The organism is Nitrosopumilus sp., assembly GCF_025698945.1.
In the GTDB taxonomy this organism is placed as follows: Archaea; Thermoproteota; Nitrososphaeria; order Nitrososphaerales; family Nitrosopumilaceae; genus Nitrosopumilus.
In genome coordinates, this window is record NZ_JAILWM010000002.1 from 202,046 (window position 1) to 215,466 (window position 13,421).

Annotated in this window: 13 protein-coding genes; 6 read left to right on the top strand and 7 right to left on the bottom strand. The window is 35.0% G+C overall.

The window, feature by feature from the left end:
- Window positions 1-51: 51 nt before the first annotated feature.
- From K5790_RS06455 to K5790_RS06475, 5 genes are all read left to right on the top strand, one after another.
- The gene (locus K5790_RS06455; RefSeq protein ID WP_297593451.1) at window positions 52-1,602 is read left to right on the top strand and encodes a pyridoxal-phosphate dependent enzyme; all 1,551 of its coding nucleotides are present in this window, start codon (window positions 52-54) and stop codon (window positions 1,600-1,602) included.
- A gap of 4 nt (window positions 1,603-1,606) precedes the next feature.
- Window positions 1,607-2,062, top strand: a complete 456-nt coding sequence (locus tag K5790_RS06460) for an ASCH domain-containing protein (protein ID WP_297593453.1) — start codon at window positions 1,607-1,609, stop codon at window positions 2,060-2,062.
- A gap of 64 nt (window positions 2,063-2,126) precedes the next feature.
- Window positions 2,127-2,690, top strand: a complete 564-nt coding sequence (locus K5790_RS06465) for a TATA-box-binding protein (RefSeq protein WP_297593454.1) — start codon at window positions 2,127-2,129, stop codon at window positions 2,688-2,690.
- Between the two features lie 17 nt (window positions 2,691-2,707).
- On the top strand, window positions 2,708-2,929 hold the full coding sequence (locus K5790_RS06470) for a hypothetical protein (RefSeq protein ID WP_297593456.1): 222 nt from the start codon (window positions 2,708-2,710) through the stop codon (window positions 2,927-2,929).
- A gap of 70 nt (window positions 2,930-2,999) precedes the next feature.
- Window positions 3,000-3,569: a hypothetical protein gene (locus K5790_RS06475; protein WP_297593458.1), complete on the top strand. Its 570-nt coding sequence runs from the start codon at window positions 3,000-3,002 to the stop codon at window positions 3,567-3,569.
- Window positions 3,570-3,573: 4 nt separating this feature from the next.
- Here the strand turns inward: K5790_RS06475 and K5790_RS06480 are convergent, their stop codons facing one another.
- Window positions 3,574-4,272 carry a hypothetical protein gene (locus K5790_RS06480; protein ID WP_297593460.1) on the bottom strand — a complete coding sequence of 233 codons (699 nt, stop codon included), beginning with the start codon at window positions 4,270-4,272 and terminating at the stop codon, window positions 3,574-3,576.
- A 104-nt stretch (window positions 4,273-4,376) separates the two neighbouring features.
- Window positions 4,377-4,562 carry a hypothetical protein gene (locus K5790_RS06485; RefSeq protein ID WP_297593462.1) on the bottom strand — a complete coding sequence of 62 codons (186 nt, stop codon included), beginning with the start codon at window positions 4,560-4,562 and terminating at the stop codon, window positions 4,377-4,379.
- A gap of 116 nt (window positions 4,563-4,678) precedes the next feature.
- Here K5790_RS06485 and K5790_RS06490 point away from each other — a divergent pair, with 116 nt between their 5' ends.
- Complete coding sequence (locus tag K5790_RS06490) at window positions 4,679-5,020, top strand: P-II family nitrogen regulator (protein ID WP_297593463.1); 342 nt, start codon at window positions 4,679-4,681, stop codon at window positions 5,018-5,020.
- Window positions 5,021-5,170: 150 nt separating this feature from the next.
- On the opposite strand, the gene K5790_RS06495 is transcribed toward K5790_RS06490, so the two are convergent.
- The 5 genes from K5790_RS06495 to K5790_RS06515 all read right to left on the bottom strand — a co-directional run bounded on the left by K5790_RS06495 (window position 5,171) and on the right by K5790_RS06515 (window position 13,389).
- Window positions 5,171-5,410 carry an Lrp/AsnC ligand binding domain-containing protein gene (locus K5790_RS06495; RefSeq protein ID WP_297593464.1) on the bottom strand — a complete coding sequence of 80 codons (240 nt, stop codon included), beginning with the start codon at window positions 5,408-5,410 and terminating at the stop codon, window positions 5,171-5,173.
- A gap of 139 nt (window positions 5,411-5,549) precedes the next feature.
- On the bottom strand, window positions 5,550-6,512 hold the full coding sequence (gene dusB, locus K5790_RS06500; RefSeq protein WP_297593466.1) for a tRNA dihydrouridine synthase DusB: 963 nt from the start codon (window positions 6,510-6,512) through the stop codon (window positions 5,550-5,552).
- Between the two features lie 58 nt (window positions 6,513-6,570).
- A complete protein-coding gene (locus K5790_RS06505) occupies window positions 6,571-8,739 on the bottom strand; it encodes a thrombospondin type 3 repeat-containing protein (protein WP_297593468.1) in 2,169 nt (722 codons plus the stop codon).
- 78 nt (window positions 8,740-8,817) lie between these two features.
- Window positions 8,818-10,986: a thrombospondin type 3 repeat-containing protein gene (locus K5790_RS06510; RefSeq protein ID WP_297593470.1), complete on the bottom strand. Its 2,169-nt coding sequence runs from the start codon at window positions 10,984-10,986 to the stop codon at window positions 8,818-8,820.
- Between the two features lie 12 nt (window positions 10,987-10,998).
- Window positions 10,999-13,389, bottom strand: a complete 2,391-nt coding sequence (locus K5790_RS06515; RefSeq protein ID WP_297593539.1) for a thrombospondin type 3 repeat-containing protein — start codon at window positions 13,387-13,389, stop codon at window positions 10,999-11,001.
- Between the last annotated feature and the right edge of the window lie 32 nt (window positions 13,390-13,421).

The following is a 13,421-nucleotide window of genomic DNA, read 5'->3' on the forward strand; positions in this document are numbered from 1 at the left end:
CTTATGAAATATTTTATATGAGATTAGAATTGATGCAACACTAGAGAGATTTTGAGCGAAAACCAAAACAATTCCATCGATAATGTTTTGTTAGAAAAATTTGAACAAGAAATATGGAATAAAATACCTCATTTGAAAGAAGAAGAAATTGTAAATCCAACGCCACTAGTTGATCTAACGGAAGATTTCATAGAATGTGCCAAAAGTGTGTATAAAGTAGACCTTGATGAGAAGGATTTGAAAGTCTATGGAAAGTTTGATTCTACATTATTAAGTGGATCAATCAAAGTAAGAGCTGCTTCACACATCATCCATGAAGCAATTATCTCGGGTAAACTAAAAGGAAATCAAACAGTAATTGAAGCTACTTCGGGAAATTTCGGAATAGCACTGGGTCTATTATCAAAGATTGGAGTGAATGTAGTTGCACTTGTATCAAGAAAGCTACAAGAAGGAGTGTTTAAAGAATTAAGAAATGAAAATATTCGAATTATGGATTTGGATATGGATATTTGTCCTGCACCAGGAATGGAAAATAAAGCAGACGAGTTGGCTGCAAAAGCAACTGCTGGGAATATTCGTTCACAACTAGTAGAGCTCGGATTTGATCCTAAAATTTTTGATGAAAATATTCAAGATATAGAATCATTGCTAGCTAAACAAGACATCATAAACTTGGCAAGATTTCTTGCAAAAATTTACGATTTATTCTGTCCAAAACAATACGATAATGAATTGAACATAGATATCCATAGGACAGTAACAGCTCCTGAAATTGATCAGCAACTGCACAAAAATGGAGATTCATTAGAAAATTATCAAATAATTTGTTCATTTGGTACTGGAGGAACATCAGGAGGTTTAAGTCAATATATGACCAACAAATATGGAAAAAAATCAATTCATGTAGTTTTCCCAAACCCAGGACAAGATGTTGCAGGAATTAGAACTAAGGCAAAAGCCACAGGATTGACACTATATGATCCTAAGACATATGCAGCAGAACACGAGGTGGATTTTGAGAAAGCAAAATTTCTTTTAAAGTATTTTGTGGATAAAGGACACGATATTGGAGAAAGCACAGCTCTAGAATTATTTTCAGCAATGGAGATGGCAAAATCTGGAAATTATAAAAAATTTGTCATCATGGTAGCTGATGGAATTGAAAAATACAGGAAGAACTTTGAGCAGATATCAAAAAATAAAATGCCAATAAACATTTCCTTAGAGCAAGCATCATCAACAGTAAATGATTATGATAAAGTTATCTGGGTACATACACAATATACTCCTAAGGAAGAAGGAATTGAAATGATTGCAAAGTCATTAGGAATTGACAAGTCTAAAATTTCAATACCCAAAGCAAGCACCATTAATCAATTATTATCAACTCAACAAATTCCAGAAGAACTCAGTAAGGAACTAAATGGTTCAAAAGGAAAATCCTTGTTAGTGTGCATGGCAGGAAATACATCACTTATGACTGCACAAGTACTTGCAAGTAAAGGAATAGTTACTCAGAGTTTGAATGGTGGAATCACAAACTTACCTGAAGGAAGAGGTAAAAATCCTGGGGAATACATCAAAGTAGCTACTGAATAATATTTTGAAATGTCTTTCGGTTTCTCAACCATTTGCTGATTTGATTATCTCAGGTAAAAAAACTATAGAGTTAAGAAAATGGAACACGAATTTTCGAGGTGAATTTTTAATTCATGCACCAATTAAAATTAGAACTAAAGATTCTAAGAGATTGAAAATAAATAAAAAATTTGTAACTGGTGTTATTGTTGGCAAAGCAGAACTATATGATGTAAAAAAGTATAATTCGTTAAAAGAGATTAATGCTGAGAAAAAATTTCATTTTGCATCTAAAGATTATCATAATAAAACATATGGATTTTTACTAAAGAAAGCAAAAGCATTTAGAATTCCAATTCCTTGTAAAGGTCAATTAGGTTTTTTTGAAGTAGATTTGCCAAAATCTAAAATAAAAAATAATGAAATTGTATCAGATATCATTGATGAAGAATTTAGGTATCAGTGGATTGGACATCATTGAAAATTTCAAATATTCCAAAAAATCGGACTAGTATATATAAAGGAAGTATTTAAATCCCCTCGTTATGCCTCAGACAAAGCCTATTGTTAGTGTTGAAAATGTTGTAGCTTCTGCATCTGTTGATCAGAAAATTGATCTTAATGACATAACTGCAAAATTTCCAGATACTGAATATCATCCTGAGCAATTTCCAGGACTTGTTTTTAGATTAACAAATCCAAGAACTGCAACGTTAATTTTTCGAACAGGGAAAATGGTTTGTACTGGAGCAAAATCTGAAGATATGGCAATAAAAGCAGTTAATACAGTAGTTCAGAAATTAAGAAAAGGAAAAATCAAAATTAAAAATGATGCAGTGATTACAGTTCAAAATATTGTAGCTGCAATTAATTTAGGTGGAAAAATCCATTTAGAAAAAGCAGCAAGAACTTTACCTAGAAGTATGTATGAACCAGAACAATTTCCAGGATTAATTCACAGAATGCTTGATCCAAAAACAGTTATTTTGTTATTTGCATCAGGGAAATTGGTTTGTACTGGAGCAAAAAAAGAGTCTGATGTTTATCGTTCAGTACATAACTTGCATTCATTATTAGAAGAAAAAAATTTAATGATTTATGACGAATAATTAATTTTTTATATTAATTGACTCAAGATTCATTTGAAAAAGAAAAAATCAAACTTACACCAGATACTGGATTTAATTTAGTTGGAATTGATTATTTTGCAGATACTGGCAATCAATTGTATTTAGTTGAACATTTTGAAATGTATCAAGATGCACTAAATGCTAAGAAAGATAAAAAAAATCCCGATGATTATTTTGTTTTGTACAAAGACGGGGTTGGGGAATTTTACTGTAGATAATCATAAAAATAGCAAGACTGTATAATATTTTACAAACTTTCTTATCATCCAGTGATCATCTTGATAATTTATGGCTGATGAAACTAAGGATTTAATCGACACATTATACCAAAAAGACACTTTAACAAAAACTGAGCAAATATCTCAACCAATTAGAAAGAGCCCAAAGGCAAAGTATCAGATTTTCGATGAGTCTGAATTTACTAGGGGTAGAGAGGTTTTAGGGGATCTTATTGTACATGGCATGATAGCCTCAGGTGGTACCGATATTGACTGGTTAATTGAGCATAATGGTGGATTTATCATTCTAGAATTCAAGGGGTTTCATAATGATAAGATCAATATTGCCAAAGGACAAATGATTGCCTACGAAAAACTACATGAAAAATTGAATCAATCGTCAAAATGTTTTCTTTATGTTGTAGGATGTGACGATATTGACTTTTCTAATCCTGATTCCACAGTTTGGTTATTTGAAATGAGACAGTGGAAATCAGGAGCAATTCCTAAAAACACTATGGATATTTATGGTGAGGAATCAAATCGGCAAAATAAATTCATTGTTTATAGAGAATACATGAATGAGATCACAGTGGAGAAACTAAGAGAGGTACTAGATTCTCATTGGAAAGAATTCTAGTAAATTACTTTGAAAATGAAAAGGTACTAGATTTAGTTTCTTTACCATTATCAACTTTAAGAGTATAAGTTCCAGAGTTTTCCCATCCAGCACCACCAGCAATAGCTAATGTGGAAAATCTCCCATTACTTTTAGTAGAAACTTGTTCGGCCCAAACTAATTCATTTTCATTATTTAGAATTGATAAATTTATAGTTCCAGAGGTATCAGAAATGCCGCTAATTGAAATTAGATCCTTTTTAGAATATGATGACAAGTCAGTTTGAACAGAAAGAGAAGTAGGTTCTGTACTAGTTGGAGTATTAACTAATGTAGGTGATGTTTCAGAAATATCACTAAATGAAATAACCAAAGCAATTATTATTACTAATGCAACACCACCAATACCCATGTAAAGTTTGGAATTTTTTACATTAGAAGAATATTTGGGTTGGGGTTTAGTTTGATATGTTTGATTTTGTTGAATTAATTTAATTTCAGGTAGAACAACATCAGGAATTACTGGTTTATCTTCTTGTGTAGGAGTTTTACTGATTGGTTTTTTGCCAAGATGTTTTTCTGCTAATTGCCTTACATAATTTCTTTCATAATTACTTATGACTTCATTATTTTCACATGCTCTACAAATTTGTTTTAGAATGCGATCATCTCCAAAATCTTTGTCTAAAAGGGCCTTTACGTCATCTAACAGAGGATCATTCATGTAAAAATCATCTCAATTTGATTATTTATGATTAGCTTGTTTAACATTTCGAATGATTTCTTTATTAAAAAAATAATATTTGAATTTTAATTGTTAATAGAGACCTATTTTGAATAAATTTTTTGGGCTTGGATTATGACTGTTCTGATGTAATCTTTAGCAGTAGAATCAGAAACACCCATTTGTTTGGCTCTTTGATAAAGTTGATTCTCATGAGGATTTGTCAAATAAAACTTCAAGAGATAGTTTAGTCTGTGAGAACGTTTTTCGTCGCTTTTCATAATTTTCATTTTTTTTTACCCTAAAAAGGCAAGAGGATAATAAAATAACCAATTGGCAAATAGTATCATAAAAACGAAAAAAAAACATATGATCTTTTTTAAACAATAGTAAAAAATGAATGAAAATGAAACGAATTGAGGCAACCGTACACATTGATAAAACAGGTGCTGTTTCCAATGCAATCAAGGATTTAGTTGGAGGATTTACCATTCTGGAAGGAAATGGTAGAGGTTCTGGTGAAAGACAAACTATGAGAGCAGGAAGGGGAACAGGAACTTTTATCGCAGAATTCAACAAAGTTGCAACTGTAAGTACAATAGTGGATGACTCCCAAGTAGAAAAGGTTACAGCAGCCATTATAGATGCATCATTTACTGGTAAAGCAGGAGATGGTATTATTGTGATTTCATCAGTTGATGATGTCATTAACATTGCATCAAAAAAGAGAGGTTCTGAAGCCCTCTAATCATTTCTTTTATTATAAGATAAATTATTTTATGAAGCTTCTGAGAGGGTCACTACTCCTCTCAGATAGGTGTCTCTTTGGGAGACGAGTTTTTTGAAGGGATGGAATATCATTACAATTTAAGTATAAAAGCAAATGATTTTGGAAAATTCATTGTTGCCCTTCAATTCCCATTAGTGTAAGGGTTGAACGTATTTTTGGGATTTTTCTAATCTTCCAAGTAATTGTTTCTCTAAGGGCTTCTACCTGCCCAGATTCAACTTTGGCTAAGATATCATATGCGCCAAATGTTCCATGTACTTCCTTTACCCCTTCAATAGATTTTAGTTCAGAGATTACTGATTCTTCAGAACCTAGCTCACAGTTTATGAGAACATAAGCTGTTGCCAATTATGATTCAACTCCTATTTTCATACATAAAATGCCATGTTGAAATATATAAGAATAGTCCAATTTATTTTAAAATTCAATAGCATTTTTGATTAAAATATGAACGAATGTAAAGGTATTTTCAGAAAAATTTGAAATTCTAAGAGTTTGTGGAAGCACATGTCATGATTTTTTCTAGTTCTTCAATTGTTTTTGAAAAAGTAATTTTAGAGCGCAATTGAGCACCTCCTTTCATTCCTTTGGTAAATCTCATGGCCTGACCCTTTATGTTTGCAAATTTAATTTTATAATTCATTGTTAAATGCAAATAATCAAAAAAGGAATTCAATCTATCTTTAAAAGAATATTCCTTGTAAGATCCAGTTTTGAGATAATCGTTGATTTGTTCAAATAAAAATGGATTTCCCATTGCTCCTCGTCCTATCATCACATAATCACAGTTTGTTTCATCAAGCATATTTTTTGCATCTTCAGGAGTAGTAATATCACCATTTCCAACTATAGGGATGTTAGAAATTTCTTTGAGCTCTTTAATTAATTTCCAATCTGCATTTCCAGAATATCCTTGACTTACAGTTCTTGGATGAAAAGTAATCATTTGAATTCCCTTGTCTTCTGCAAGTTCAGCAATTTCTCTAAAAAGAAATTTGCTAGCATCAGTAACACCTGCACGAATTTTAAGCGTAACAGGTTTTTTTACAGCATTAACAAGAGTTTCAAAAATTTGATTAGTTAAATTGACTTCTTGTAAAAGAGCACCGCCTGCCATTTGTTGAGTAATATGAGGTGCAGGACAACCCATATTGTAATCAATTATATCAAAAAAAGGTTCTACGATTTTGGCAGCTTGTTCTAAAGCATTAAGATCAGAGCCAAATAACTGAACAGATAGAGGCCTTTCATTTTCAGAGAATTCAATGAAGTCTTGTATTGTACTCATTTTTTCTTTTAGTTGCTTTTCTTTTGCAATAATGCTATGAATGTTAGTAAACTCAGTTACAACTAATCCCGCTCCCATTTTTTTACATTGTAATCGTAATGCAGGATCACTCACCCCAGCCATTGGAGCCAAAAATGCCCTACTAGAAAATTTTGGAAGCATAATATAAAGTCAGAATTTATGATATATTTACTATTTTAAAATAATAGAAAAATAATAATCATGGATCGGGGCAACCGTCTTCATCTCGGTCACCATCATAATCCTCAGGATCAGATGGACACAAGTCAAGATCATTTATGATACCATCCAAATCATCATCATGGACAAATCTTTGCTGTTCTGGAGCAATATCTGGGCAGCCATCATGATCATTGTATTTATTCCATGTTTCAGGTTGAGTAGGACACAAATCTATATTGTCATAATAGCCATCACCATCAGAGTCAATTTTTGTAGGTGTAGTTGATTGTGCTGCTAGAACATCTGGACAACCGTCCCAATCCAAATATCCATTAAAGTTCTCTTGTTCATCAAGACATGCATCCCATCTGTCATCTATACCATCTCCATCAGTATCTGGGAAACTATAAGATGGAATAATGGAGCCTGTTGCATCTGGACAACCGTCTTCGTCTTGATAAAAGTTGTAAGTTTCAGGTTCTAGTGGACATGCATCAGAAATATCTGGAATTCCATCTCTGTCAGAATCTAGTATGGAGTTAAAGCTATCAGGACAACCGTCTTTGTCTTGGAATCCATTGTAAGTTTCTGGTTGATTTGGGCAGGAATCTAGATTATCAACAATACCATCACCATCTGAATCTGCTGTTGGCTTGTTATCAGCAATAGTATCTGGACAGCCATCTGTGTCTTGGAATCTATTGTAAGTTTCTCTAGCTTTTGGACATTGATCAATATTATCAGGAATTCCATCAAAATCAGAATCACCAAATGAATCATAAGCTATAGTATCAGGACAACCGTCTTCGTCTTGGAATTGATTATATCTTTCAGCAATAGTTGGACATTCATCAAAAATATCTGGAATTAAATCATAATCAATGTCAGATAATGCAGATTTTGAAACTCCAGGTACATCAGGGCAACCGTCTCTATCAAGATAATCATTATAGTTTTCCTTTTCATCAAGACATGCATCCCATCTGTCATCTATACCATCTCCATCAGCATCAGGAAATACGTAGGATGATACAACAGTTCCAGAAGTATCAGGACAACCATCAGCATCTTTGAAAAAGTTGTAAGTTTCAGGTTCTAAAGGACATTCATCTAAAACATTTGGAATTCCATCCATGTCAGAATCTAGTGTTGAGTTAAAGCTATCAGGACAACCGTCATCATCTAAAAATCCATTATATGTTTCTGGTTGATTGGGGCAATGATCTAGATTATCAACAATTCCATCTCCGTCAGAATCATAAGTAAAAGTATTTGTTCCAGTAGAGTCAGGGCAACCGTCATCATCTTGGAATTTGTTGTAAGTTTCTTTAACATAAGGGCATAAGTCATATTGATTTGAAATTCCATCTCCGTCAATATCACTAGTTACTTCATATTCTACAGTGTCAGGACAACCGTCATCATCTTGGAATTTGTTAAAATTTTCACGTTCCAATGGACATACATCACGAGAATCTGGAATACTGTCATAATCAGAATCTATCAAGGCTTCAGAAAATCCAGTAACATCGGGGCAGCCATCCCAGTCAAGAAATCCATTGTAGTTTTCAGGTGAATTCAAGCATGCATCCCATCTGTCATCTATTCCATCGCCGTCAGTATCTGGGAATTGGTATTGAGATGTAGTAGAGTCAACAGAATCAGGACAACCGTCATCATCTTGGAATCTATTGTAAGTTTCAGGTTCTAATGGACATGCATCTAGCGTATCAGAAATGCCATCTCTATCTCTATCAGTTAAGGTTAATGCATTTTCTGGACAACCGTCCTTATCATCAACTCCATTGAAAGTTTCTGGTTGATTTGGACACAAGTCCATATAATCAGGATAGCCATCCCCGTCAGAGTCAGCAATGTCTTTTGCCCCACCTGGAGCAATATCAGGACAACCGTCATCATCTTGGAATTTGTTGTAAGTCTCTTTTACAGTTGGGCAATTATCAATATGATCTTGAATTCCATCATAATCCACATCATACCATGGAACAAAATCAGCAGGACACCCATCAATGTTATTGCCATATTGAGGATCATAATCTTCTTTTAGATGAGGGCAAAAGTCCACATCATTAGGAACACCGTCACCGTCAGAGTCAATTTCAACATTAGCATATACACTGCCAGGTAGTAGCCCAATAGTAGATGTAAGTAAAAGTAGAAAACCTAAGAGAAATTGTTTTTTCATTGTCTATGACACCGCTATTATCACGTATTTATTAAGTCTCACGTTAAATAGATTCTTCTAAATTTTGAAAAATAACAATCATGGATCAGGGCAACCGTCTTCGTCTCGGTCACCATCATAATCCTCAGGATCAGATGGACACAAATCAAGATCGTTTATGATTCCATCCAAATCATCATCATGGACAAATCTTTGCTGTTCTGGAGCAATATCAGGACAGCCATCCCAATCTAAGTATTTGTTCCATGTTTCAGGTTGAGATGGGCAAGAGTCAACTACATCTGGATATCCATCATTGTCAGAGTCAGCATAAACTGGAATAGTAGACTCTGCTCCTGGAACATCAGGGCAACCGTCTTTGTCCAAGTAACCATTATAATTTTCTGGCTCGTTAATGCAGGAATCCCATCTGTCTTCAATTCCATCACCGTCAGTATCTGGGAATTGGTATTGAGAAATTGTAGAGTCAACAGAGTCAGGGCAACCGTCATCATCTTGGAATTTGTTATATGTCTCAGGTTCTAATGGACATGCATCAGATACATTTGGAATTCCATCTCTGTCAGAATCAAGTTGTGTTGATAATCTATCAGGACAGCCATCTTTGTCTTGGAATCCATTGAATGTTTCAGGTTGAGTAGGACAGAGATCTATTCTATCAGGAATTCCATCACCGTCAGTATCTGCTGATAATTTGTCATCAGCAATATAGTCTGGGCAGCCATCCCAATCTTGGAATTTATTGTATGTCTCTTTTGCAAGTGGGCATTGATCTACATCATCAAGGATACCATCACCGTCAGAGTCACCATTGAATGGAAGAAGAACGCTATCAGGGCAACCGTCATCATCTTGGAATCCATTGTATCTTTCTGCAATAGTTGGACAATCATCTCTATCATCTGGAATTCCGTCATAGTCAGTATCAATTAATTCTAGGGAGGTAGCACCTGGAACATCAGGGCAACCGTCTTTGTCCAAATAACCATTATAATTTTCTGGCTCGTTAATGCATGAATCCCATCTGTCTTCAATTCCATCACCGTCAGTATCTGGGAATTGGTATTGTGATACCAATGAATCAATAGTATCAGGGCAACCGTCTAAATCTTGGAATCTATTGTAAGTTTCAGGTTCTAATGGACATGCATCTAAATTATCTGGAACACCATCTCTATCTTTGTCATTGAAACCTAATGAATCAGGGCAACCGTCTTTGTCTTGGAATCCATTGAATGTTTCAGGTTGAGTAGGACACAAATCTATTCTATCAATTATTCCATCACCGTCAGTATCTGCTGCAAATTTGTCATCAGCAATATGATCAGGGCAGCCATCCCAATCTTGGAATTTATTATATGTTTCAGGGCTAAAAGGACACAAATCGTTTTGATCTGGAATACCGTCACCGTCTGCATCACCAGTGAATTTGTACTCAATTAAATCTGGACAACCGTCATCGTCTTGGAATTTATTATAATTTTCACGCTCTAAAGGACAATCATCTCTATCATCTGGAATTCCGTCATAGTCAGTATCAATTAATTCTAGGGAGGTAGCACCTGGAACATCAGGGCAACCGTCTTTGTCCAAATAACCATTATAATTTTCTGGCTCGTTAATGCATGAATCCCATCTGTCTTCAATTCCATCACCGTCAGTATCTGGGAATTGGTATTGAGTTGTAGTAGAGTCAACAGAATCAGGACAACCGTCATCATCTTGGAATCTATTGTAAGTTTCAGGTTCTAATGGACATGCATCTAAAGGATCAGAAATGCCATCTCTGTCTGAATCTTTTAGACTCAATGCATTTTCAGGACAACCGTCCTTATCATCAACTCCATTGAAAGTTTCTGGTTGATTAGGACACAAGTCCATATAATCAGGATAGCCATCTCCGTCAGAGTCAGCAATGTCTTTTGCCCCACTTGGAGCAATGTCAGGACAACCGTCATCATCTTGGAATTTATTGTAAGTCTCTTTTACAGTTGGGCAATTATCAATATGATCTTCTACTCCATCAAAATCAGCATCATACCATGGAACAAAATCAGCAGGACACCCATCAATGTTATTGCCATATTGAGGATCATAATCTTCTTTTAGATGAGGACATTGATCGATATCATTAGGAACACCGTCACCGTCAGAGTCAATTGCTTGATTAGCAAAGGCACCTCCAGGAAACATTCCTATTGTAGATGTAAGTAAAATCAAAAATCCTAAAAGAAGTTGTTTATTCATTTCCAGATACTCCTATTGTCCAGGTGCTGTGTCGGGACAACCATCTGAATCTTGATAATTATTGTAAGTCTCAGGCTCTAGTGGACATAGATCATATTCATTGATAATATCATCTAAGTCAGCATCATGTTTGTATCTTGATTGCTCTGGAGATATATCAGGACAACCATCTGAATCAGAATATTTGTTCCAAGTTTCTTTTTCATTTGGACACAAGTCATTATCATCAAATATTCCATCGCCATCAGTATCAACTCTTAGATTTCCTGTAGGTACTGTATCAGAACAACCGTCATAATCTGCAAATCGATTCCATGTTTCGTTTTGGGTAGGACACATATCCATTACATCTGGAACACCGTCACCGTCAGAGTCAGGTTGTGTATCATCAACATCAGGGCAACCGTCTTCATCTTGGAATCCATTATAGTTTTCAGCAACTAGTGGACAATCATCATCAATATCATTAATTCCGTCATTATCTGAATCAATCACAAATGATGTTGTAATGGTATCGGGACAACCATCATCATCTTGGAATCTATTGTAAGTCTCTTTTACAGTTGGACATGCATCTATTGCATCAGGAATTCCATCTCTATCACGGTCATTAGATGGAATATAACTATCAGGACAGCCGTCTCTATCTAGAATTCCATTGAATGTTTCTGGTTGATTTGGACAGTGATCATTATAATCATTAATTCCATCACCATCTGAATCTGGCATTCCTTTGTTATCTGCTATATTATCAGGACATCCATCCAAGTCTTGGAATTTATTATAAGTTTCAGGTGAATTTGGGCATTGATCAGTTTTATCAGGAATTCCATCATAGTCTGAATCTAAACTAGTTACATAATCTGGATAATCTGGGCAACCATCATCATCTTCGAATCCATTATATCTTTCTCTCTCAAGTGGACATTGATCTACTCCATCTAAAATACCATCAAAGTCAGAATCAAATTCAGATGGATTGTCTGGGCAACCGTCTTGATCTTGATATCTATTCCATGTTTCAGCTTCAGTTGGACATTGATCTAATTCATCTCGAATACCATCACCGTCAGAATCTAAAACTGCAAGATCTGGACAACCGTCTTGATCTTGATATCCATTAACTGTTTCTGGTTCAAGAGGGCATTTATCATTCAAATCAATTATTCCATCACCATCAAAGTCGGCATTAGATAATCCAGAGACACCGTCTGGACAGCCGTCATCATCTTGGAATCCATTATAAGTTTCAGGGTTAAGTGGACATTTATCTAATTCATCAGGAACACCATCTCTATCTCTATCTTGAGTGGATGCAGAATCTGGACAGCCGTCTCTATCAAAAATGCCATTGAAAGTTTCTGGTTGATTTGGACATAAATCTGCAAAATCATTTATTCCGTCTCCATCAGTATCAGGAATTCCTTTATCACTTGTTACAAAGTCAGGACAACCGTCTTGATCTTGGAATCTATTGTAAGTTTCTTTTACTTGTGGACATTGATCAATACTGTTTGGAATTCCATCTAGGTCTGAATCAACATCACTTGAATATGGAGGAATATCAGGACAGCCGTCATCATCTTGGAATCCATTATATCTTTCTGGTTCAAGTGGACATACATCATTAACATCTTTAATTCTGTCACCATCAGTATCATCTAGTACTCCATCAAAAGAAGGAGCTGAATCAGGACAACCGTCATAATCTGCGAATCTATTGAAAGTTTCTGGTTCATTTGGACAAATATCAAATTTGTCATCAATACCATCACCATCTTTATCATTAAATGTAGTATCTAAAACGACATCAGGACAGCCGTCTGTATCCCTATAACCATTAAACACTTCGGGTTCATTTGGACATAAATCAATTTTATCTTGTAAACCATCATTATCTGAATCAATAAAAGAAGAATCTGTTGCATTATCAGGACAGCCGTCTTGATCTTGGAATCTATTGTAAGTCTCAGCACTTAGAGGACATTTGTCTAAGTTATCTGGAACTCCATCTCTATCTCTATCACCGGCACCAAAAGTATCAGGACAACCATCAGTGTCTAAAATACCATTGAATGTTTCTGGTTGATTTGGACAATTATCTACCAAGTCAACTATACCATCACCGTCAGAATCAGGCAATCCACCTTTTCCACCAGATGGAGATAAATCAGGACAACCATCCTCATCTTGGAACTTATTGTAACGCTCTTTAAGATTTGGGCATTGATCTAAATGATCTGGAATTCCATCAAAGTCCTCATCATACCATGGAACAAAATTTGATGGGCATCCATCTATTGCACTCTCATAATCTTCTTGAAGATTTGGACATAAGTCAATTGAATCATCAACGCCATCTCGATCCAAGTCAATTTCAGCAAAAGCTGGACTTAGAGGAATGCTGGTTAAAGTAGTAACAAGCAAGACTAGAA